We start from the raw sequence: 22,149 nt of genomic DNA, 5'->3' as shown, positions 1-22,149 counted from the left end.
TCTCCCACCCGCTCGTCACAACTTCTGGAGGATCTCGATGAGAATCACCCGTACCGCTCGCGTCGGCGTCGCCGCACTCGCGCTCGCCTTCGCCGCTACCGCGTGTGGTGGCGACGAGGCGACCAGCGCGTCGTCCAGCGCCGAGAGCGGCAAGCTGACCGTCGGCATCAAGTTCGACCAGCCGGGCCTCGGCCTGCGCACCCCCGACGGCTCGTTCAGCGGCTTCGACGTCGAGGTGGCGAAATACGTCGCCGGCAAGCTCGGCGTGACGCCCGAGAACATCACGTTCAAGGAGTCGCCGTCGGCGCAGCGCGAGACGCTGATCGAGAACGGTGAGGTCGACTACATCGTCGCCACCTACTCGATCACCGACGCTCGCAAGGAGAAGGTCGACTTCGCCGGACCGTACTTCGTCGCCGGACAGTCGCTACTCGTCGCCGATGCCAACACCGACATCACGGGCCCCGAGTCGCTCAGCGGCGGCAAGCGCCTCTGCTCCGTGTCCGGCTCCACCCCCGCGCAGAAGGTCAAGGACCAGTACGCACAGGACGTGCAGCTGCAGGAGTTCGACACCTACTCCGCCTGTGTCGAGGCACTGCGCAACGGCGCCGTCGATGCGGTCACGACCGACGACATCATCCTGGCCGGCTACGCGGCTCAGTATCCGGGTGAGCTCAAGGTGGTCGGCGAGCCGTTCACCGAGGAGCGCTACGGCATCGGCCTGGCCAAGGGCGACGACGAGACCCGCACCAAGGTCAACGACGCGATCGACGCCATGATCGAGGACGGGTCGTGGCAGAAGGCGTTCGAGGACACCGTCGGACCGTCCGGGTACCCGCTGCCCGCACAGCCGACCGTCGATCGCTACTGATCACCACTCTCCGCGAGACCCGAACGGGCGGTTCACACCGGTGAGCCGCCCGTTCGACTCGTCACCGCTCTCGGAAGGAGTCGCCGGTGGACATACTGAGTGACTACGCGCCCGAACTCCTCGACGCGTTCTGGATGACGATCAAGCTGACGGTGCTCTCTGCCATCGGCGCTCTCGTCCTCGGCACCCTGCTCGCGGCGATGCGGGTCTCCCCGGTCCCCGTCGCGCGGTGGATCGGTGCCACCTACGTCACCATCTTCCGCAACACCCCGCTCACGCTGATCCTGTTGTTCTGCGCGTTCGGCCTGTACCAGACCCTGGGCGTCACACTCGCCGATCAGGCATCCCCGACCGGCCAGGCGGACAACAACTTTCGGCTCGCCGTGCTCGGTCTGAGCATCTACACGGCCTCGTTCGTGTGCGAGTCGCTGCGGTCCGGAATCAACACGGTGAACGTCGGGCAGGCGGAGGCCGGGCGATCGCTCGGTCTGACGTTCTCGCAGAACCTGCGTTTCATCGTGCTGCCCCAGGCGTTCCGTGCGGTCATCGGCCCGCTGGGCAGCGTGCTCATCGCCCTCACGAAGAACACGACCGTCGCCGCGGCGATCGGCGTCCTCGAAGCGGCCATCCTGATGAAGGAGATGATCGAGAACGAGGCGGCGATCTTCGTCGTCGGCGGCATCTTCGCGCTCGGCTTCGTCATCCTGACCTTCCCCACCGGCCTCTTCTTCGGCTACCTCGGCAAGCGATTGGCGGTTGCCCGATGACCACAGCGAACGCACCTCTGAGCACCGAGGCACCGCCCAAGAAGGTCGCCTCCGCCGAACGCGCCACCGTTCTGTACGACGCGCCGGGCCCCCGCGCCAAGGTGCGCAACCACATCATCTCGGCCGTGGTTCTGGTCGTCGTGCTGCTGGCGGCGTACGTGGTGTACGCGAAGCTGGACGAGAAGGGCCAGCTGACGTCGGAGAAGTGGAGTCCGTTCGTCGAGTCCTCGACCTGGACGACGTACCTGATCCCCGGCATCCAGGGGACGCTGATCGCTGCCTTCCTCTCCATCGTGTTGGCACTGATCCTCGGCGCGGTCCTGGGTATCGCTCGCCTGTCCGACCACCGGCCGGTGCGCGTGGTCGCAGGCTTCTTCGTCGAACTGTTCCGCGCCATCCCGGTGCTGATCCTGATGATCTTCCTGTACCAGTTCTTCGCCGAGTACCAGGTGTTCAAGTCTCGTTACCTGGCACTGGCCGCGGTGGTGACGGGCCTGACGCTCTACAACGGCTCGGTCATCGCCGAGATCGTGCGGTCGGGCATCCAGTCCCTGCCGAAGGGTCAGACCGAGGCCGCCATGGCCATCGGCCTGCGTAAGGGCCAGATCATGCGCATGATCCTGCTCCCCCAGGCCGTGACCGCGATGTTGCCGGCCATCATCTCGCAGATGGTGGTGGCGCTGAAGGACTCCGCACTGGGCTACATCATCGGCTACGTCGAGGTGGTTCGGTCGGGACAGCAGGTCGGCGCTTTCTACGGCAACTTCCTGCCCGCCCTGATCATCGTGGCCATCATCATGATCATCCTGAACTCGTTGCTGACGTACCTCGCCACCAAGGTCGAGAAGCGATTGCGGCGGGGAAAGAAGAGTCCGGTTCCTGTCGATCAGGGCGCCGCCATGGGCGGCGCGACGATCTGACGTTCTAGTACTCGAGGCCCTCGGAATGGTTTCCGAGGGCCTCGAGTTCGTCTTTGACCACCTCGAACGCCATGCCCTGGGCGAACCCGCGCCGCGCGAGCATCGACACCAGCTTTCGGACGACCTTGTCGCGTTGCGCGCGGCGTTCCCGCGGATCCTCGATCTCCTCGTTCAGAGCGGACAGCAGAGCGGGTGCCCGGAGCTTCTTGACGACCAGTTCGCGGGCGCGCTCCCGCTCGTCCTCGGGCTCGATCGTGTCGAGTGCCTCGGTGGCCAGCACCGGGTCGATGCCTTTGGTGCGTAGTTCTGTGCGCAGCGCCTGCTTGCCTCGGCCCGAGTACGTGTGTCGCGAGCGCACCCACTGATGGGCGAAGTCACGATCGTCGACCAGCTTGATCTCGGTAAGCCTGTCGAGCACGGACGTGATGATCTCGTCCGTGAATCCTTTGGCGGCCAACCGCTGTTCGAGCTCGGCGCGGCTTCTGGCGCGATCGGTGAGCAACCGCAATGCGGCATCCTTGGCCTGCACCGCCGTGCCCCCGCCCGGGGGCGGCGTCTCACCCGATCCGCGGCCGGAACGGGACCGGGCGCCCGACGTACGTCGGGCGCCCGGTCCACGCGAGTCCGGAAACTCGTCGTCGTTCACAGTCGAGAGACCTGCTGTCAGAAGTCGACCGGAGCAGCGACGGCCTCGTCGGGCGTACGCACGTCCGCACCGATGCCGAGCTTCTCCTTGATCTTCTTCTCGATCTCGTCACGGATGTCGGTGTTCTCGAGCAGGAACTTGCGCGCGTTCTCCTTGCCCTGGCCCAGCTGATCACCCTCGTAGGTGAACCAGGAGCCGGACTTGCGCACGAAGCCGTGCTCGACACCCATGTCGATGAGCGAGCCTTCCTTGCTGATGCCCTTGCCGTACAGGATGTCGAACTCGGCCTGCTTGAACGGCGGCGACACCTTGTTCTTGACCACCTTGACGCGGGTGCGGTTACCGACTGCGTCGGTTCCGTCCTTGAGTGTCTCGATACGACGGATGTCGAGGCGCACCGATGCGTAGAACTTCAGCGCCTTACCGCCCGTCGTGGTCTCGGGCGAACCGAACATGACGCCGATCTTCTCGCGCAGCTGGTTGATGAAGATGACCGTGGTGCCGGACGAGCTGATGGCGCCGGTGATCTTGCGCAGGGCCTGGCTCATCAGGCGGGCCTGCAGACCGACGTGGCTGTCACCCATCTCGCCCTCGATCTCGGCACGGGGAACCAGGGCTGCCACGGAGTCGACGACCAGGATGTCGATGGCACCGGACCGGATCAGCATGTCCGCGATTTCGAGCGCCTGCTCACCGGTGTCGGGCTGGGAGACCAGCAGTGCGTCGGTGTCGACACCGAGCTTGGCGGCGTAGTCGGGATCGAGGGCGTGCTCCGCGTCGATGAACGCGGCGATGCCGCCAGCGGCCTGTGCGTTGGCGACCGCGTGGAGCGCGACCGTCGTCTTACCCGAGGACTCCGGGCCGTAGACCTCGACGATGCGGCCGCGCGGGAGTCCGCCGATGCCGAGCGCGACGTCCAGCGCGATCGATCCCGTGGGGATGACGGCGATGGGCACACGGGCCTCGTCGCCGAGACGCATGACCGACCCCTTGCCGAAGTTCTTGTCGATCTGCGCGAGCGCGAGATCGAGCGCCTTGTCCCGATCGTATGCAGCTGCAGCCATCATGGTCTCCTTCTCGAAGTTCTTGTCCCCGAAGCGTCTGTACCCCGTCGATCTGTCGCCAAGGTAGAGGGGGGTACCGACAGGAACCGCTGCCGTGCGATTCCCGTCGACTCTGAAGACGACTATAAGCGAACAGGTGTTCGATACCCAGCGACACGCCGGAGGTTCACCATCGCGATCGGGGAACGTCGAACTCGACGCACAGTGCGCGCCACACGTCCTTCGGATCCTCGCCGTCCTCGACGGCCTGCGCGGCGGTGCGGTTCCCCAGGCTCAGCAGCAGGTGGTCGACCAGCATCGAGTCTCCGGTCACGGTTCCGAACTGTTCGGCGACACGGTCGTGGAAGTCGGTCAGGCGCACCATGTCACCGTAACCCGGGACGTCCGCGCTCCAACTCAGCGCGGGCGGGAGTCGACGATCACGCTGCGGCACACCGCGACGGGATCCTTCACCGCAGCCGCCGTCGCCGCGGCACGAGCTGCCGCGGCCGCGTACGTCGGGTCGCCCAGCACCCGGTCGATCGCGTCCGCCACGGCGTCGGCGGACACGGGGCGCACGATCGCGGCGCTTCCCTGCCGCGCCGCGCGGTTGGCCAGCTCCCACTGATCTCCCCCGCCGGGGATCACGACCACCGGGACACCGGCGGACAGCGCCTTCGCCAGCATCCCGTGGCCGCCGCCGCACACCACGACCGACGCCCGCGGCAGCAGCGCGTCCTGGCGCCCCAGTCCGCCCACCGCCCAGGACGGTAGACCGGCCGGAACGTCGTCCACCGTGGTGATCACCAGTCGACGACTCCGGCCGCGCGCACGTGAGGCCGCCATCGCCTCGACAGTGGCCTCGACCATGGACACGACGCCGGTCGCGGCCGTCGACGGTGCCAGCAGGACCAGCGGTTCGGTCCCGGGCGGTGGTTCGAGGAGAGCGGTCGTCGGCTCCCACAGCAGTGGACCGACGACCCGAGCCTCGGCCGGCCAGTCCGATCGCGGCACCTCGAGAGCCGGGATCGTCGCGATCAGGCGGCGCTCGGGTCCGGGGTCGAGCGAGGGCAGACCGACACCCTCGCGCGCCCTCGCACGCTGCGCCAGTCCGGCGCGGACGGAGCGGTCCGTCAGAGCCCGCATCACGGTGTCCCGCAGCCGTCCTCGCACTCCCGTTCCCGGCGCGAGACCACTCCCGATCGGGGGCAGCGAGACGGAGGGCCGGTAGAGCGGGTGCGGAGCCAGTTCCACCCAGGGCACTCCCAGCCTCTCGGCGGCGAGACCGCCACCGGCCGTGAGGATGTCCGAGACCACCAGATCGGGAGCCGGCGCAGCGAGCACCGGAAGCAGCATCGAGGACATGTGGGCCGCCCGCTCGTGAATTCTGCGGCCGGCGTCCGCGTCGTCGTCCTCGGGCCGCGGTTCCAGTCCCGGCAACACGCGAGTGTCCACCCCGTCCGCTCGTGCGGATTCGAGCCACCGTTCGCCGGTGTAGACCACGGCCGTGTCTCCTGCGGCCGTCAGCGCCTTCGCGAGTGCGATGGCGGGAAACGCATGCCCGGCATCAGGGCCGGCGACCACCGCGACGAGCATGGGCGAAGCCTAGGTCAGCCCTGCACCGGGCGGCGTCAGAAGGGTGACTTCGCCGAGTCGCGGTCGCCGCTCATCGCGCGGAACAGGAAGTAGAGACCCGTTCCCACCACGGCCAGTGCCAGCAGGGGGAACAGCGCCTTCAGCAGGGCGCCGAGAACGACGATGCCGATCCACACCAGAACGATCGCACCGAGAATCTTCCAGAACATGTCGAACTCCTTCTCGTCGGGGACTCCCGTCGCCGGCCGCGGTGGACTTCACCGGCGATCCGTCGACGAGTTCGACACTGCCAGAACCACACTGGGACAGCACCGGTTCGTCGCGGAGTTCAGGGTGAAGATCGGGGTCGACCCCGAGGACCGTGCGTCGATCTCAGGGTCGGAGCGCCGCCGAGGTCAGGGCTTCTGCAGGTGCTCGAGGCCGAATGCCCAGCCCTCGAGGCGATCGGACGCGAACTGAAGAGCGTCCCGTCGCGCGTCGAGTGCGGTGAGCGAGCCGGAGGAGCCCGGCGCGGTGAGCAGGGCGGCCGCGGCGACGAGACCGTCGTACTGGTGCACACCGTCCGCCAACCGGGCCGCAGTGGACTCGACGGACCCGGACAGATGGACCGCGGCAGCCGGACTTCCCAGCGCTGCTCTCTCCATCGCGACGATGTCGTGAGCGACCTCGGTGAGGGCTGCCGACGCGGCCGCGGCGATCCGGGTCGTGTCCTGCACGTCCTCGGCCGCGACGGCCCCGGACCGGGCGAGGATGCCCGTCAGCTCGTGCAGACTGCGTTCGGCGGCCGCGAGACGTTCGATGGGCTCGCGAGCGGCGGAGCCCATCGGCGGCAAGGCGCGGCGGACCGGCGTCGCCGGCGGCAGCGGCTGACCCCGAAGGCGCCGGTACGCCGCCGCCGCAGCCACGGCTGGTACCGCGAACAGCAGCGTGGTGCCCGATCCTCCGACGACGATCCAGTCGGGTGCCGAGGTGGCCGCCACCGTGACGGTGGCGACGCCCATGGACCCGGACGCCGCGCCGAGGAGAGTGGCCCGCCGACGAGTCCGACGGATTCTGCGTTCGGCCTTCTTCCGCGGGTCGTTCCACGACTTCGCCGCGTCGAGGAACGGCCGAGTGACGTCGACGACGCCCCGAGCCCGAGCCCGCACCATGTCGGCAGCACGCCCGGCCTCGGCCGGCGCAGCGGACCGCTCGTGCCACGCAGGCCGTCGGTGCGGGTCGCCGTGTACGGACATCAACGCTCCGTGGGGGTCTCGGGCAGGCGGATCAGTTGGCCTGCGGAGGCTCGGGGGTGGCCTGCGGGGACGACAGATTCTTCTGGGTGGAGACGCCGTCCGCCGAGGGGCCGGCGGTGAGCGAGTCGCCCGCCATCGAGGCGCGGATCTGCTCGAGGCGGCTGTGTCCGGCCATCTGGACGCTGGCCTGCTGGACCTCCATCATGCGGCCCTGCACCGAGTTCTGAGCAAGTTCGGCGGATCCGAGCGCATTTGCGTAGCGCCGTTCGATCTTGTCCCGCACGGCGTCGAGGCTCGGGGTGTTGCCGGGCGCCGACAGAGTGGAGTCCATCGAGCGGAGCGACTCGCTGACGCGCTCCTGCATCTTGGCCTGCTCGAGCTGGCTGAGCAGTTTGGTCCGTTCGGCGACCTTGGCCTGCAGCGTCATGGCGTTCTGCTCGACGGCCTTCTTGGCCTGCGTAGCCGCCTGGAGTGCCTGATCGTGCAGAACCTTGAGGTCCTCCACGCCCTGCTCCGCAGTGACCAGCTGCGCGGCGAACGCCTCGGCAGCGTTGGTGTATTGCGTGGTCTTCTCCACGTCGCCGGCCGCGTTCGCCTGATCCGCCAGAGTCACGGCCTGACGTGCGTTGGCGTTGAGCTTCTCCACCTCGTCGAGCTGGCGGCTGAGCTTCATCTCGAGCTGTCGCTGGTTACCGATGACCGACGCGGCCTGCTGCGAGAGCGCCTGATGCTGGCGCTGGGCGTCCTCGATGGCCTGCTGGATCTGGACCTGCGGATCCGCCTTCTCGTCGATCTTGGAATCGAACAGAGCCATCAGATACTTCCAGCCCTTGACGAAAGGATTGGCCATCGGTTCTTCCTGCCTCCATGAGGTCCGCCGCGTTCGCGACCCGGCTGGCGACCGTCACCGCCGGTGATGCTGCGCGTGTCCGGGACACGCGGTCTGTCTGTGATCGGTACCCGCCATTGTCCCATGCCGAACCACGGATGGTCGGAAACGGGACGCGAAGATCAGGCAGCGGCGAGTGCCCGCGCCGTCGGGGCCGGAATGACCACGCGAGTCTCGTCGGAGATGTGGGCCGCACCGCGCTCGGCGGCAACCCCCGTCGCCGCGGCTGCACTCGCCATCGTGTCCGTCAACGACTCGCTCACGTCGAACAGGACGTCCGACAGCGGGACCTCGAGGGCATCACAGATGGCGTTGAGCAATTCGCTCGACGCCTCCTTGCGGCCACGTTCGACCTCCGAGAGATACCCGAGGCTGACGCGCGCCGTGTTGGAGACCTCGCGCAACGTGCGGCTCTGAGCGACCCGTGTGCGGCGAAGACTGTCGCCCAGTGCCTCACGCAAGAGCAGCGCCATGTGGCCCCTCCTTCATCGTGTTCGAACTACGTCGTGGTCGGCGTTCGGCCACCTCTCGGTGATCTTTGCGACGACCCTCGTCCACCTACAACGCCGGAACGGTCCGATCGGTTCCCGCGCCGAGAGTGGACTCCCGTCGGAACGGGTGAGAGAACCCTAACCCCCGCCCGCGATCCGCACGCGTCGGAGCACCGGTCGGCTCATCGTCCGTCGTGCGAGTTCCGCACCCGCGGCCGCGCCGCCTGGACCACGTAGTCGAGTCCCGTGATCACGGTCAGCGCGACGGCGAGGATCATCAGCACCATGGCGGCCGGGATCACCGCGTCGGGCAGCGGCAGCACGTAGACCCCGATGGCCACGCTCTGGACGAGGGTCTTGAGCTTGCCCCCGCGTCCCGCGGGAATGACACCGTGTCGCAGGACGGCGAAGCGCAGGAGCGTGATGCCGATCTCGCGGGCACCGATGACGAGGGTGATCCACCAGGGCAGGTCCCCCAACATGGACAGTCCGACCAGGGCCGCCCCGATCAGCGCCTTGTCGGCGATGGGGTCCGCCATCTTGCCGAACTCCGTCACGAGACCGTGTTTACGCGCCAGTTGACCGTCGATGCGATCGGTGATCGCCGCGACGACGAAGATGCCGAAGGCCGCGAGCCGCCACCCGGTCTCCTGGCCGCCGTCGGCGAACAGGGCCCACAGGAACACCGGGACCAGCGCGATACGCAGGACCGTCAGGACGTTGGCGATGTTGAGCAGAGGAGCCGGGGTGAGCGGGCCCGAACCCACGACGGCGTCCGGCGTCGGCGCGGACGCGTCCCCGGGGCCACGACCGACGTCGTACTGAGCGCTCACGTCGACGAGCCCGCTCTCGGGACGTGACGTGAGTTACCGGCGCGGGACACACGGTCACAATATCGGTACGCCCGATGACTACTGTTCACCCCATGACTTCCGACCTCGATCCGGAGACGGACTCCCGGGCGGCGCAGGATCGCGCAGACGTCCGGACCACGTCCGGGTCCACCACCGAGCGCGTGCAGCTGCGCCGGGCCCGCACCTCCGACATCCCGGAGATCAAGCGACTCATCGACATCTACGCGGGCCGGATCCTGCTCGAGAAGAATCTCGTGACCCTCTACGAGGCGGTCCAGGAGTTCTGGGTCGCCGAGGTCGACGGTGTCGTCGCCGGCTGCGGCGCGCTGCACGTGCTGTGGGCAGATCTGGGTGAGATCCGCACGGTCGCCGTCGACCCGTCGGTCAAGGGCCACGGCGTGGGCCACCTCATCGTGTCGCGCCTGATCGACGTCGCCCGCGAACTTCAGCTCTCGCGCATCTTCGTGCTCACCTTCGAGGTGCCGTTCTTCGCCCGGCACGGTTTCTCGGAGATCGACGGAACCCCGGTCACGGCCGAGGTCTACGCGGAGATGTGCCGCTCGTACGACACCGGTGTCGCCGAGTTCCTCGATCTCAGCTACGTCAAGCCGAACACTCTCGGCAACACCCGCATGCTGCTCACGCTCTAGTTCACCCACAACCCGCTCACAACGCAGGAGAACATCGATGGCCCACTTCCTCGTCAACTACACGTACTCGTCGGCCACCGCCGGGGGACGCGACCGCGTCCGCGCCGAGCACCGCGACTGGCTCCGAGATCTGCTGGCTCGCGACATCGTGGTGGTGGCGGGCCCGTACGCCGACGACAGCGGCGCCACCATCATCGTCAAGGGTGAGAGTGCGGACCAGGTGGGCACGCTGTTCGCCGAGGACCCGTTCGCGGTGGAGAAGCTCGTCGACGCCGTGGCGATCCAGGAGTGGAAGCCGGTGATGGGCGTCCTCGCGGAGTGACCCTCGCCCCCGCACCCACCGGACACAGCGAACAGCCCGGCACCTTTCGGTGCCGGGCTGTTCGCTGTGCGGGACGGGTCAGCGCGAGTCGCGCTCGGTGTCCGTGACGCTGGTCGACGTGGTGCCGGTCGACGTGGTGCCGGTCGTGGCCGTCGTGGTGTCGTCGCCGAGAACCGGCGTTCCGGTCTCGTCGTCCTTCGCAGCAGGCTTCGCGTCACCGCGGGTCTTGAGCAAGCTGGCGACCGTGGTGACGATCAGGATGCCCATGATCACGGTGAGCGAGAGTCCGGTGCTGATCTCCGGCACCGGAAGGTGTTCTCCGCCGTTGATGAACGCCAACTCGTTCTCGTGGAGCGCGTGCAGCACCAGCTTGACACCGATGAACGCGAGCACCAGCGACAGTCCGTAGGACAGGTAGACCAGGCGATCGAGCAGTCCGCCGATGAGGAAGTACAGCTGACGCAGACCCATGAGGGCGAACGCGTTCGCCGTGAAGACGATGTACGGCTCGGTGGTCAGGCCGTAGATGGCAGGAATCGAGTCCAGGGCGAACAGGATGTCGGTGAAACCGATGACGACCAGTGCCAGCAACATCGGGGTGACCACGCGCTTGCCGTCGATCTTCACCGTCAGACGATCACCGTGGTACTCGTCCGTGGTGGGGAGGATCTTCTTGGCGAACTTCATGATCTTGGTGTCCTGCTGGACCTCGTTCTCCTCCTCTTCCCCGGCCTCCTTGATGAGCTTGTAGGCCGTGTAGATGAGGAACGCACCGAAGAGGTAGAAGACCCAGCTGAAGTTGTTGATGGCTGCGGCACCGAGGGCGATGAAGCCACCGCGCATCACGAGCGCCATCACGATGCCGATGAGCAGCACCTTCTGCTGGTACTGACGCGGTACGGCGAACGTCGTCATGATGATGAGGAAGACGAACAGGTTGTCGACGCTGAGCGCCTTCTCGGTGACGTACCCGGCGAAGTACTCACCGCCGTAGGTCGCGCCGTACTGCCAGAACACGATTCCGCCGAAGATGATGGCGATCGTGATGTAGACGACGGACCACGTCGCCGACTCCTTGAAGGTCGGCTCGTGGGGTGTCTTCACGTGGGCGAAGAAGTCGAAGACGAAGAGTCCCAGGATCACCACGATGGTGACGATCCAGACGGTGGACGAGACATTCATGTGAGCAACTACCTCCGGTAGTCCATGGGCGGGCTCCGGAGGTCTCTCCCACAGATTCAGTGGTGATGTCTCGTGTGACCACTGTGTCTGCCGATGACCCGGATCGAGGCAGGGCTCGATCGTGCTGACGGGTCCTTCGCAAGCTGGGGATACTCCCCTCCTGTGGACAACCATGCCACAGCATCGGCCGTATCGAGACCCGCGAAGGGTAATGCACAGGTAAAACTCAGTTAGCGTGAGAGTCAATTCACAACGGGGCCACCGCTACTCGTCCGTATTGTCCGACTCTCCCGGATCCCCGCCCTTGATCGACCACAGCAGACCGTCCAACTCGTCGGGCTTGACCAGGACGTCCCTGGCCTTGGAGCCCTCGCTCGGGCCGACCACCCCGCGCGTCTCCATCAGATCCATGAGCCTGCCCGCCTTGGCGAAGCCGACGCGGAGTTTGCGCTGCAACATCGACGTGGAGCCGAACTGGCTGGTCACGACGAGCTCGACAGCCTGGAGCAGCACGTCGAGATCGTCGCCGATGTCGGCGTCGACGTCCTTCTTCTCCGCGGCCTTCTGCGCGGTGACACCCTCCTGGTACTCCGGCTCCGCCTGGTTCTTGGCGAAGTCGACGACCGCGGTGATCTCCTCGTCGGTGATGAAGGCGCCCTGCAGACGGGTGGGCTTGCCCGCGCCCATCGGCAGGAACAGGGCGTCGCCCATGCCGATCAACTTCTCCGCACCCTGCTGGTCCAGGATCACGCGCGAGTCGGTCAGCGACGACGTCGCGAACGCGAGCCTGGACGGGACGTTGGTCTTGATCAGTCCCGTGACGACGTCGACGGACGGTCGCTGGGTCGCGAGCACGAGGTGAATGCCGGCCGCGCGCGCCTTCTGCGTGATGCGGACGATCGCTTCCTCCACGTCCCGCGGTGCAGTCATCATCAGGTCGGCGAGCTCGTCGACGATCGCGAGGATGTACGGGTAGGGCTTGTAGACGCGCTCGCTGCCGAGCGGTGCGGTGATCTCTCCCGACCTCACCTTCTTGTTGAAGTCGTCGACATGGCGCACCCGGTTGGCCTGCATGTCCTGGTAACGCTGCTCCATCTCCTCGACCAGCCACGCGAGCGCCGCGGCAGCCTTCTTCGGCTGCGTGATGATCGGAGTGATGAGGTGGGGAATGCCCTCGTACGGCGTGAGCTCCACCATCTTCGGGTCGATGAGGATCATCCGGACCTCCTCCGGTGTCGCCCTCGCGAGCAGCGACACCAGCATGGAGTTGACGAAGCTCGACTTACCCGATCCCGTCGAGCCCGCGACCAGCAGGTGCGGCATCTTCGCCAGGTTCGCGCTGACGAAATTGCCCTCGATGTCCTTGCCGAGGCCGATGACCAGAGGGTGATGATCCTTGCGCGTCGAGGACGCGGTCAGCACATCCGCCAGGCGCACCATCTCGCGGTCCGAGTTGGGCACCTCGATGCCCACGGCGGACTTGCCGGGGATCGGGGCCAGCAGCCGGACGTTGTCGGTGGCCACGGCGTAGGCGATGTTACGAGCCAGGGCGGTGATCTTCTCGACCTTGACGCCGGGGCCGAGCTCGACCTCGTAGCGGGTGACCGTGGGTCCACGGGTGAAGCCGGTTACGGCGGCGTCGATCTTGAACTGTTCGAGGACCTCGGAGATGGCCTCGATCATCGCGTCGTTCGCCTGGCTCCGAGTCTTGGGCGGATCCCCGGCGATGAGCAACGACAACGACGGAAGGACGTAGTCACCGTCGACGACGCGGTCCACGACGAGCTTGTCGTCCTCCGCCGGCGTCGGCGGAGTCGCCGCGACGACCGGAGCGGGTTTCGGCGTCGGCTCGGCCACCGGTGCCTTCGCACGTGTGCGGACAGGCGGAGCCACCGGGACGTACTCGGTGGGAGCATCGCCGACCGGTGCCGACTCCTCCACCGGGTAGGCATCGGCCGGCGCGGACGACCGGCGGCGGCGCGGCGTCGTCGGCTTCTCGTCGACCGGGTACCCGTCGGCGTCGAACAGGGCGGGGTCGTACTCGTCGTACGAGGTGCCGTAGCCCGTGGAGTCGTACCCGTCCGGTGCGAAGTCACCGAGGTGCGACTCCTCCTCCCAGTCCTCGTAGTCGCTGTACTCGTCGCCGCGGTTCGCCGTGCCGAACAGGGTCCGCAGACGCGCGGGGATGTCGCGCACGGTCGTGCCGGTGAGGAGGAGGACGCCGAAGAGGACGGCGAGCAGCAGCAACGGCACGGCGAGCCAGACGGTGACACCGCTGCTGAGCGGACCGCCGACGACGAAACCGACGAAGCCACCGCCGGACGCACGCCCGGCAAGATCGTCCGGAGACCCGGAGCCCAGATGCCAGAGCCCGAGCATCGGCAGCCCGACGAGTAGCGATCCGAGGACGAGCCGGGGGCGATCGTCGGGAGCGGGTTCGGTCCGCATCAGGGCGACGGCGACCCCGATTCCGAGCAACGGCAGCAGGATGGCCGCGCTGCCGACGACGGCGCGCAGCCCGATCTCGATCCATTCCCCTACCGGTCCACCGGCCGAGAACCAGAGTCCGGCGGCGACGACGACGCTGATCGCCAGGCACCCGAGGGCGATGCCGTCGCGGCGGTGGCCGTGTTCGATGTCGGCGGCCTTGCCGACGGTGCGAGTGGTGGCACCGAGTCCCTTGGCGGCGAGGCCCCACCCCTTGCCGATGCCGCGACCGACGGAGTTCAGAGCGGCGCGGCCGGGCGAGATCGTGCGCTTGGGGGCGCTGCGAGGTCGGGCTCCGGACGACGACCGTGCGGTACCGGACGCGCGAGTCGCCGGGGTGCGCCCGGTGGACGATCGGGGGGCGGTGGGCTTGCGCGGCGTCGTGACCGTCCGCCCGCGTCCGGTGGAGGCACCACTCGTGCCGGTGCCTGCCTTGCTCGATCCGGCCGCGCCGGATCGGGACGCGCGCGTACTCGTCTTGCCTGCCATACCCGTCAGGCTAGTCGGTCGACCCCATCCGGACCATCCGCAACACCAGTAACAGCTCTACCGCTGTCACACGCCGCGGTCGAGGCCCTTCACCGCGGCGACGTCCGCCGGGTCGCCGTCGAACTCCAGCACCACGGCATCGCGACCGAACGCGTGCAGCACCAGCTCCGACGGCTCCCCGCGCAGCGCCACCCGGCGCGAGGCCGACTTCTTCCCGAACGTCCGCCGACGACCGTCCGGGGTCTCCACGTCCACGGCCACGGGGGCTCCCCGGTAGGCGACACGGCCGAGCAGACCCAGCAGACCCCACAGGGCGGTCTGCATCTCGGCGCTCAGTTCTCGCGGCGTCGGTGCGGATCCGTCGGCCCGCCGGACGTCCTCGTGGTGGACGAACATCTCCCCGAGGTTGATCTGCGCGTCGAGGAGCTTGTACGGCGACCACACCGGAGGTCCCGTGCGCACGTCGTCGACGAGGCCCACCCACTCCCCCGCGGCGACCGAATCCTGCACGCGGCGCGTGTACTCCGCCAGGGGCGGCAGGAAGATGCCCGGAGCCGCATCGAGGCGGCGTTCGCGGATCACCAGATGCGCCGCGAGATCCCGGACGGTCCAGTCACCGCACAGGGTGGGAGCGTCCGGACCGACCTTCGCCATCGTGTCGGCCAGTTCCAGACGTTCGTCGTGCGCAAGGCTCATGACACACGAATCTAGCCGTGTCGTACGGTCGCCGGTGTGCCCGTCTCCGAAATAGTCCTCGTGCTGCTCGCGGGGTTCGCCGCCGGTGGCATCAATGCCGTCGTCGGATCAGGAACGCTCATCACGTTCCCCACCCTCATCGCCTTCGGCTACCCGCCCGTCACGGCGACCATGAGCAACGCGATCGGGCTGGTGGCGGGAAGCGCGTCGGGTGCCTGGGGCTACCGACGCGAACTGCGCGGCCAGTGGTCGCGGTTGCGCTGGCAGCTACCGGGTTCGCTGCTCGGCGGCGTGCTCGGTGCCTGGCTCCTGCAGCACCTGCCCGAGAAGACCTTCACCGCGGTGGTTCCGGTGCTGCTGATCCTGGCGCTGGTCCTGGTGGTCACCGGCCCCCGCATCCAGGCCTGGGCCCAGAAGCGCTCCGAGCCGGACACCGCCGCCGGGATCGGCCGCGGACGCTTCGTGCTGCTGGTGATCGGCACCTTCGCCGTAGGTGTCTACGGCGGCTACTTCACCGCGGCCCAGGGCATTCTGCTCATGGGCGTCATGGGTGCCCTGCTGCCGGAGAACATCCAACGGATGAACGCCGCCAAGAACCTGCTGTCACTGGTGGTCAACATCGTGGCGGCGGCATCGTTCATCATCTTCGCCTTCGACCGGATCAGTTGGGCGGCAGCCGGTCTCATCGCCGTCAGCTCCCTGATCGGCGGCGCCGTGGGGGCACGGTACGGTCGGCGCCTGTCGCCACGGGTGCTGCGCGCCTGCATCGTCCTGCTCGGCCTCGTCGGTCTGTACAACCTGCTCGCGTAGCACCCCGACACGGCACGACAGGCCGGCGCCGGGGTGTCCCGGGGCCGGCCTGTCGAGTGCGACCGTGTCAGCTCGGCGTGACCTCGAGCACGGTGGGCACGATCATCGGCTTGCGGCGGTACTTGTCCGCCACCCAGCGACCGACGATGCGACGGACCGACTGCGCGATGCGGTGTGTGTCCCGCACACCCTCGCCGGCGAGACGCACCAGCTCCGCCTCGACGAGCTGAGCCGCTTCCTTGAGTGCCGCGGGATCGTCGGAGAAGCCACGACCCGAGACCTCGGGAGTACCGACGGACTTGCCGGTGGTGGTGTCCACGGCCATGGTGATGGCGATGAAGCCGCCCTCACCGAGCACGAGGCGGTCGGACAACGTCGAGTCGCCCACGTCGCCGACGGACAGTCCGTCGACGTACACGTGGCCCACCGGCACCTGGCCGACGATCTCGGCGAGACCGTCGACCATGTCCACGACGACGCCGTCCTCGGCCAGCACCACGCGCTCCTCCGGCACACCCGTCGACACCGCGAGGGCGGCGTTGGCGCGCAGGTGCCGCCACTCGCCGTGCACGGGCATCGCGTTGGTGGGACGGACCGCGTTGTAGAGGTACAGCAGCTCGCCGGCCGACGCGTGGCCGGAGACGTGCACCTTGGCGCTCTGCTGTGTGACCACTTTGGCGCCACGCTTCGCGAGCCCGTTGACGACGGCGAACACGGAGTTCTCGTTGCCGGGGATCAGCGACGACGCGAGGACGACCAGGTCGTCGGCGCGGATGTTGATCTGACGATGCTCACCACGCGCCATCCGGGACAGCGCCGAGAGCGGCTCGCCCTGCGATCCGGTGGAGACCAGGACCAGCTTGTCGTCCGCGAGTTTCGTCGCGGTGTCCATGTCGACCTCGACACCCGACGGCACCGTCAGGTACCCGAGCTCCTGGGCGATCGCCATGTTGCGCACCATCGACCGCCCGACGAAGGCGACCTTGCGGTTGTAGCGGTGTGCGACATCGATGACCTGCTGGATGCGGTGCACGTGGCTCGCGAACGACGCCACGATCACGCGGTTCTTCGCCTTGCCGATGACCGTGTCCAGGACACCGCCGATCTCACGCTCGGGCGTGACGAATCCGGGCACCTCGGCGTTGGTGGAGTCCACCAGGAAGAGGTCGACACCCTCGTCGCCGAGTCGCGAGAACCCGCCGAGATCGGTAAGGCGGCCGTCGAGCGGCAGCTGGTCGAGCTTGATGTCGCCAGTGTGCAGCGCGACACCGGCATCGGTACGGATGGCGACGGCGAGCGCGTCGGGGATCGAGTGGTTGACCGCGAAGTACTCGAGCTCGAACGGTCCGTGGTTCGTGCTCTCGCCCTCGCGCACCTCGACGAGCTTCGGCTTCTGGCGGTGCTCACGGCACTTCGCCGCCAGCAGCGCCAACGTGAACTTGGAGCCGATGACCGGGATGTCCGGGCGCAGGCGCAGCAGGAACGGCACGGCACCGATGTGGTCCTCGTGACCGTGGGTGAGCACCAGGGCGACCACGTCGTCCATCCGGTTCTCGATGTGCCGGAAGTCCGGGAGGATCAGGTCGACACCGGGCTGCGCGTCCTCGGGGAACAGAACGCCGCAGTCGACGATGAGCAGCTTGCCCTTGTGCTCGAAGACCGTCATGTTGCGGCCGATCTCGCCGATGCCGCCGAGGGCGACCACGCGGAGACCGTTCTTCGGCGCCTTGGGCGGTGCTCCGAGTCGCTGCGTCTTGTCCACGACGGTGCGCGCATCGGGCCGCTGGATGGCGGCGGAGTTCTGCGGGGTGCGCGCGGGACGCGACCGCGGACCGCGGCCCCCGCCCGAGCCCGAGTTACCGTTCGAGGAACGCGAGCCGCCCGACTGTCGATCGCGGCCGGTCGGCGCGTCCTTCACGGGCGCCTCCTTCGCGGGCGCGGCTCTCACCGGCGCTTGCTTCGCCGGGGCGTCCTGCACGGGCGCGACCTCGGCCTTCGGTGCGGGAGCAGCGGGCTGCTCTGCCTGCGGAGGAAGTTCCGCGGGCGGTCCGGCACTACGGGTGGCACTGCGCCGCCTGGGCGGTCGAGTCATCAAAGAACTCCTGCACGGTGGAGATCGGCTGCCAGAGCATCGATCTGGTCGGTGGACGGTGGAACTTGCGGCAGACGGGGCTCTCCCACGTCGATGCCGAGAAGACGAAGGCCCGCCTTGGAGCCCGTGACGCCGCCGAGTCGGGCGAACGACCGGACGATCGGGAGCAGACCGACATTGATGGCCTGCGCCGCGGCGATGTCGCCCGCAGCCCAGGCGGAGTGGAGATCGCGGAGCTTGCCGGGCACGAGGTGCCCGATGACGCTGACGAAGCCGACAGCTCCGACGGACAGCCAGGGCAGGTTGAGCGGATCGTCGCCCGAGAAGTACTCGAGGCCGGTCGAGGCGATGAGTTCGGCTCCCGCGGCGAGGTCGCCCTTCGCGTCCTTGACGGCGAGGATGCGCGGATGATCGGCGAGACGACGCAACGTCTCCGTCTCGATCGGCACGACCGAGCGGGGCGGGATGTCGTAGAGCATGACGGGCAGATCCGTCGAGTCGGCCACGGCGACGAAATGGGCGTACAGGCCGGCCTGCGGCGGACGCGAGTAGTACGGGGTGACGACGAGCAGTCCGTGCGCTCCGGCGTCGGCAGCGGCGCGGGCCAGCTCGATGCTGTGCGCGGTGTCGTTGGTACCCGCACCGGCGACGATCCGAGCGCGGTCTCCGACCGCGGCGACGACGGCGCGCAGCAGGTCGGCCTTCTCGCGGTCCGTCGTGGTCGGCGACTCGCCCGTCGTTCCCGAGATCACCAGACTGTCGCACCCGCTCGAGACCAGATGAACGGCCAGGGCGACGGAGGCGTCGATGTCGAGAGCGCCGGCCGGAGTGAACGGTGTCACCATCGCGACGGAGACGGCACCGAACGGCGAGGGCGTGCTGCTCGTCTGCACTCGTGCCGCAGTGTCGACAGTCCCCGCAGCGTCGACAGTCCTCGCGGTGTCACCGATGGTCATGGTCAGGAAGGTTACCCGGTCCCCGTCCGGTCGCCGGACCCCCACGACCCGCGCGGCCTATTCCCCCGCGTACGAGCTCCTGGCGACTTCCGTCCCGTCGGCCAGTGTCTCGATCTCGAAGTCCGCGAAGACGTCGGGGGCGACCTCGACGAGCCGCCGCAGACAGGCCACCGCGAGCCGTCGGATCTCGAGATCGGCGTGCTCCGAGGCCCGCATGGTGACGAAATGCCGCCACGACCGGTAGTTCCCGGTCATCACCAGTCGTGTCTCCACGGCGTTCGGGAGCACCGAGCGCGCGGCCTGCCGCGCCTGCTTCCCGGCGACGACCGCAGCCGAGTCCGCACCGGTCTCCGCTTCGAGTGCGGACAGCAGCGCGTCGTACGCGGCACGGGACGAGTCGGTCGCATTCTGGAACAACTCACGCAACGTCGCGTCGGACTCGAGGGCCGGGGGCACGACCATCGACGCGTCGCGCTCGGACACCGAACGCTGGGAGAGTTGCGAGAAGGAGAAATGTCGGTGCCGGATCAACTCGTGGCTACAGGAACGTGAGATACCGGTGATGTAGAAGCTCGCCGACGCGTGCTCGAACACCGACCAGTTCCCCACAGCCAGTAGATGGTTCAGGTACCCGGAGTTGGTCGCGGTGCGCGGATTGGGCTTCGACCAGCTCTGGTAGCAGGCCCGGCCGGCGAACTCGACCAGCGCCTGACCGCCGTCGGCGTCGGTCTCCCACGGCACGTCCGACGGCGCGGTGAAGGACGTGGCGGCCACCAGCTCGACGGACAACGGGGCACCGGCACGATGCTCGGACACTGGACGCTGGGACATTCGACACAGACTATGGGGTGGCGGCGTCATTCAGGGACGGCGCGTACCTCGCGGCGCAGGTCGGCCGCGAGATCACCACGGTCACCGACCACGACGTCCGCCACGTCCAGCCATCGCGCCATCTCCGTCACCGACGCGGCCAGCGCCGACGCCACCTCGCCGCGGCGACCACGGGCGTCGACGGATGCCTCGGTGAACGCACCGGGCACCGTGAGCACTCCCCCGGCGCGATCGACCCGGACGTCGACCCGGGCGACGAGCTCGTCGTGCAGCAGGAACGGGAAGACGTAGTACCCGAACGTCCGCTTCGGCTCCGGCGTGTAGATCTCGATGCGGTAGCGGAAGTCGAAGAGACGCTCGGTGCGCGGACGGCCGAAGATCAGCGGGTCGAACGGGCACAGCAGTGCGGCCGACTCGACGGACCGCGGTATCCGGGTGTCGCGATGCAGGAAGGCCTGATCCCGCCACCCGGTGACGGCCACGGGCACCAGCACGCCCGCGTCCACCAGGTCGGCCACGGCCCGAGTGGTCTGGGCCGCCGACAGTCGGTAGTGATCGCGCAGGTCGGCCGCGGTGGCGACCCCCATCGCCTCGGCGGACTTCTCGACGAGCTGACGCACCGCGTCCACCTCGTCCACCCGTCGCGACACGACGTCCGCGGGCAGTACGCGCTCGGCGAGGTCGTACAGCCTCGTGAACCGTTCCCGGCGCGGTACCGACAACACGCCACCGGCGAAGAGCTGTTCGCACACCACCTTGACGTCACTGTGGTCCCACCACGGCCCCTTCGGGCCGGGTCTGCGGCGATCCAGCAGAACTTCGAGATCGCGCGCGGTGACGGGCCCCTGGTCGCGGATCGCGTCGAGCACGTCCTCCACCAGTCCGGGACTGCGCGCGGCGACCCTCGCGGCGCCGCCCCACCGGCCGTGCTCGTACTGGTCCATCCGCCACCGCATCAGCGGCCAGTCGGCGACGGGCAGGAATGCCGCCTCGTGCGCCCAGTACTCGACGAGCAGGCGCGGCGATCGCGCCGTGTCGGTCCACGCCGCATCGTCCAGCGCCTGACGGTCGTAGGGGCCGACACGACTGAACACCGGCGCGTAGTGCGCACGCACTGCCGCGGAGACCGAATCGATCTGCAGCAGCTTCGTCGAGCGCACGACACCCGCCACCGCGCGCCTGCCGGAGACCGCGCCGGATCGCGCCCGACCGAACCCCTGGGCCGCGACGGCCGTGCGACGCGCTGCCGCAGCGGACAGCTCACGCACGGGCACCGCCTGCTTTCGTCCGGGCGTGGGTCACTCCGGCGTCGACGACGGACACCGGGAGCAGCACCGCACCGACGGCGCCCACCGCCGTGAGTCGTTCGTCCAGCAGGATCACTGCCAGGACGGTACCGGTGAGAGGTTCGAGGAGTGCGACGACCGCCGAGACGCCGGTGGACAGTGCGGCTCATTCCGGCGTAGCGTACTTAACAGTACGAGCGTACTGCTCACCGGTTCGTCGAAGGAGCCATCATGTGGAGCCCGTCCGACTACCTCACCTTCGCAGATCAGCGCACCCGCCCGTTCGCGGAACTGCTCGGGCGTATCGCTGCCGAGAGCCCCCGGCGAGTCGTCGATCTCGGCTGCGGCCCCGGCAACGCGACGGCGTTGCTCGCGCACCGCTGGCCGGACGCCGTCGTCGAGGCCTCGGACAACTCGCCGGCCATGGTCGAGGCCGCACGCGCCGCCGGTCTGGACGCCACGCTGCTCGACGTACGGGACTGGGTGCCGTCGCCCGACACCGACGTCGTCGTCTCCAACGCGACTCTGCAGTGGGTGCCCGAACACCGGGAACTGCTGGGACGCTGGCCCGGCCAGTTGCCGGACGGCGCCGTGATCGCCGTGCAGATGCCCGGCAACTTCGATGCGCCGTCGCACCGCATCATTCGGGACCTCGCGACATCGGACGCCTGGGCGCCGCGACTTCCCACCCTCGAGCTGCGGCACGCGGACGCCGTGGACGATCCCGAGCAGTACGCCGACCTGCTGGCCGCTCGGGGATGCACCGTGGACGCCTGGGAGACCACCTACGTACAGCAACTCCGGGGTGCCCGGCCCGTTCTCGACTGGGTCTCCGGTACCGCCCTCACGCCGATCTTCGACCTCCTCGACGAGGGGGGTCGGGACGAGTTCCGCGACGACCTCGCTCCGTTGTTGGCCGACGCCTACCCAGCACGTCCCGACGGGACCACCTTCTTCCCCTTCCGACGCGTCTTCGTCGTCGCGGTGGTGCGGAACGGCTGACGAGCAGGACGGTGCGGCCGGACGGATACTCTCG

General features: G+C 68.3%; 24 protein-coding genes. 7 read left to right on the top strand and 17 right to left on the bottom strand.

Translation table 11 applies throughout. The features are described 5' to 3' along the window. The first annotated feature begins 37 nt into the window (after positions 1 to 37). From HQ325_RS20200 to HQ325_RS20190, 3 genes are all read left to right on the top strand, one after another. Positions 38 to 871 (top strand): glutamate ABC transporter substrate-binding protein, encoded by an 834-nt coding sequence (locus HQ325_RS20200; RefSeq protein ID WP_222632032.1) that lies wholly within the window; start codon positions 38 to 40, stop codon positions 869 to 871. An 86-nt stretch (positions 872 to 957) separates the two neighbouring features. Further along, positions 958 to 1,638: an amino acid ABC transporter permease gene (locus HQ325_RS20195; RefSeq protein WP_027505128.1), complete on the top strand. Its 681-nt coding sequence runs from the start codon at positions 958 to 960 to the stop codon at positions 1,636 to 1,638. After that, on the top strand, positions 1,635 to 2,558 hold the full coding sequence (locus HQ325_RS20190; RefSeq protein ID WP_222632031.1) for an amino acid ABC transporter permease: 924 nt from the start codon (positions 1,635 to 1,637) through the stop codon (positions 2,556 to 2,558). The genes HQ325_RS20195 and HQ325_RS20190 overlap by 4 nt, the downstream gene beginning before the upstream one ends. A gap of 4 nt (positions 2,559 to 2,562) precedes the next feature. Here HQ325_RS20190 and HQ325_RS20185 read toward each other — a convergent pair whose 3' ends face one another. The 9 genes from HQ325_RS20185 to pgsA all read right to left on the bottom strand — a co-directional run bounded on the left by HQ325_RS20185 (position 2,563) and on the right by pgsA (position 9,225). After that, positions 2,563 to 3,204: a regulatory protein RecX gene (locus HQ325_RS20185; protein ID WP_222632030.1), complete on the bottom strand. Its 642-nt coding sequence runs from the start codon at positions 3,202 to 3,204 to the stop codon at positions 2,563 to 2,565. A gap of 17 nt (positions 3,205 to 3,221) precedes the next feature. After that, the gene (recA, locus tag HQ325_RS20180) at positions 3,222 to 4,268 is read right to left on the bottom strand and encodes a recombinase RecA (protein ID WP_027505126.1); all 1,047 of its coding nucleotides are present in this window, start codon (positions 4,266 to 4,268) and stop codon (positions 3,222 to 3,224) included. 166 nt (positions 4,269 to 4,434) lie between these two features. After that, the gene (locus HQ325_RS20175) at positions 4,435 to 4,629 is read right to left on the bottom strand and encodes a DUF3046 domain-containing protein (RefSeq protein WP_222632637.1); all 195 of its coding nucleotides are present in this window, start codon (positions 4,627 to 4,629) and stop codon (positions 4,435 to 4,437) included. Between the two features lie 35 nt (positions 4,630 to 4,664). Next, positions 4,665 to 5,843 (bottom strand): glycosyltransferase, encoded by a 1,179-nt coding sequence (locus tag HQ325_RS20170; RefSeq protein WP_222632029.1) that lies wholly within the window; start codon positions 5,841 to 5,843, stop codon positions 4,665 to 4,667. Between the two features lie 35 nt (positions 5,844 to 5,878). Continuing rightward, complete coding sequence (locus HQ325_RS20165) at positions 5,879 to 6,052, bottom strand: hypothetical protein (protein ID WP_222632028.1); 174 nt, start codon at positions 6,050 to 6,052, stop codon at positions 5,879 to 5,881. Positions 6,053 to 6,238: 186 nt separating this feature from the next. After that, positions 6,239 to 7,078, bottom strand: a complete 840-nt coding sequence (locus HQ325_RS20160; RefSeq protein ID WP_261778555.1) for a hypothetical protein — start codon at positions 7,076 to 7,078, stop codon at positions 6,239 to 6,241. Positions 7,079 to 7,109: 31 nt separating this feature from the next. Next, complete coding sequence (gene pspA / locus HQ325_RS20155; protein WP_222632027.1) at positions 7,110 to 7,928, bottom strand: PspA/IM30 family protein; 819 nt, start codon at positions 7,926 to 7,928, stop codon at positions 7,110 to 7,112. 161 nt (positions 7,929 to 8,089) lie between these two features. Then, on the bottom strand, positions 8,090 to 8,440 hold the full coding sequence (locus HQ325_RS20150) for a helix-turn-helix domain-containing protein (protein WP_222632025.1): 351 nt from the start codon (positions 8,438 to 8,440) through the stop codon (positions 8,090 to 8,092). A 200-nt stretch (positions 8,441 to 8,640) separates the two neighbouring features. After that, positions 8,641 to 9,225, bottom strand: a complete 585-nt coding sequence (gene pgsA / locus HQ325_RS20145) for a CDP-diacylglycerol--glycerol-3-phosphate 3-phosphatidyltransferase (protein ID WP_308014763.1) — start codon at positions 9,223 to 9,225, stop codon at positions 8,641 to 8,643. 158 nt (positions 9,226 to 9,383) lie between these two features. On the opposite strand from pgsA, the gene HQ325_RS20140 reads away from it, so the two are divergent. Beyond that, positions 9,384 to 9,962: an amino-acid N-acetyltransferase gene (locus tag HQ325_RS20140; protein WP_261778554.1), complete on the top strand. Its 579-nt coding sequence runs from the start codon at positions 9,384 to 9,386 to the stop codon at positions 9,960 to 9,962. A gap of 37 nt (positions 9,963 to 9,999) precedes the next feature. After that, complete coding sequence (locus HQ325_RS20135) at positions 10,000 to 10,284, top strand: YciI family protein (protein WP_222632019.1); 285 nt, start codon at positions 10,000 to 10,002, stop codon at positions 10,282 to 10,284. A gap of 78 nt (positions 10,285 to 10,362) precedes the next feature. Here HQ325_RS20135 and HQ325_RS20130 read toward each other — a convergent pair whose 3' ends face one another. The 3 genes from HQ325_RS20130 to HQ325_RS20120 form a co-directional block, all read right to left on the bottom strand. Then, positions 10,363 to 11,466, bottom strand: coding sequence for a TerC family protein (locus tag HQ325_RS20130; protein ID WP_222632017.1), 1,104 nt, complete (start codon positions 11,464 to 11,466; stop codon positions 10,363 to 10,365). Positions 11,467 to 11,730: 264 nt separating this feature from the next. Next, complete coding sequence (locus HQ325_RS20125; protein ID WP_222632015.1) at positions 11,731 to 14,442, bottom strand: DNA translocase FtsK; 2,712 nt, start codon at positions 14,440 to 14,442, stop codon at positions 11,731 to 11,733. 66 nt (positions 14,443 to 14,508) lie between these two features. Then, complete coding sequence (locus HQ325_RS20120; protein ID WP_222632013.1) at positions 14,509 to 15,138, bottom strand: TIGR03085 family metal-binding protein; 630 nt, start codon at positions 15,136 to 15,138, stop codon at positions 14,509 to 14,511. Between the two features lie 36 nt (positions 15,139 to 15,174). On the opposite strand from HQ325_RS20120, the gene HQ325_RS20115 reads away from it, so the two are divergent. Beyond that, positions 15,175 to 15,948 (top strand): sulfite exporter TauE/SafE family protein, encoded by a 774-nt coding sequence (locus tag HQ325_RS20115; RefSeq protein WP_222632011.1) that lies wholly within the window; start codon positions 15,175 to 15,177, stop codon positions 15,946 to 15,948. 67 nt (positions 15,949 to 16,015) lie between these two features. On the opposite strand, the gene HQ325_RS20110 is transcribed toward HQ325_RS20115, so the two are convergent. From HQ325_RS20110 to HQ325_RS22685, 5 genes are read right to left on the bottom strand one after another with little or no spacing between them, the layout of a single operon-like run. After that, the gene (locus tag HQ325_RS20110; protein WP_222632009.1) at positions 16,016 to 18,040 is read right to left on the bottom strand and encodes a ribonuclease J; all 2,025 of its coding nucleotides are present in this window, start codon (positions 18,038 to 18,040) and stop codon (positions 16,016 to 16,018) included. After that, complete coding sequence (gene dapA, locus HQ325_RS20105; protein ID WP_222632007.1) at positions 18,040 to 18,996, bottom strand: 4-hydroxy-tetrahydrodipicolinate synthase; 957 nt, start codon at positions 18,994 to 18,996, stop codon at positions 18,040 to 18,042. The genes HQ325_RS20110 and dapA overlap by 1 nt, the downstream gene beginning before the upstream one ends. Positions 18,997 to 19,053: 57 nt before the next feature. Beyond that, entirely contained in the window at positions 19,054 to 19,827 is a 774-nt protein-coding gene (gene thyX / locus HQ325_RS20100; RefSeq protein ID WP_222632005.1) for an FAD-dependent thymidylate synthase, read from the bottom strand. 26 nt (positions 19,828 to 19,853) lie between these two features. Further along, a complete protein-coding gene (locus HQ325_RS20095; protein WP_222632003.1) occupies positions 19,854 to 21,095 on the bottom strand; it encodes a winged helix-turn-helix domain-containing protein in 1,242 nt (413 codons plus the stop codon). Further along, positions 21,088 to 21,210, bottom strand: coding sequence for a hypothetical protein (locus HQ325_RS22685; protein ID WP_261778552.1), 123 nt, complete (start codon positions 21,208 to 21,210; stop codon positions 21,088 to 21,090). Before HQ325_RS22685 ends, HQ325_RS20095 begins: the two co-directional genes overlap by 8 nt. A 134-nt stretch (positions 21,211 to 21,344) precedes the next feature. Here HQ325_RS22685 and HQ325_RS20090 point away from each other — a divergent pair, with 134 nt between their 5' ends. Then, positions 21,345 to 22,115, top strand: a complete 771-nt coding sequence (locus HQ325_RS20090) for a trans-aconitate 2-methyltransferase (RefSeq protein WP_222632002.1) — start codon at positions 21,345 to 21,347, stop codon at positions 22,113 to 22,115. Positions 22,116 to 22,149 lie beyond the last annotated feature (34 nt).

Source organism: Rhodococcus sp. BP-349 (assembly GCF_019835845.1).
In the GTDB taxonomy this organism is placed as follows: domain Bacteria; phylum Actinomycetota; class Actinomycetes; order Mycobacteriales; family Mycobacteriaceae; genus Rhodococcoides.
The sequence above is the reverse complement of the archived record's forward strand: the minus strand, read 5'-3'. Positions and strand labels throughout refer to the sequence as shown.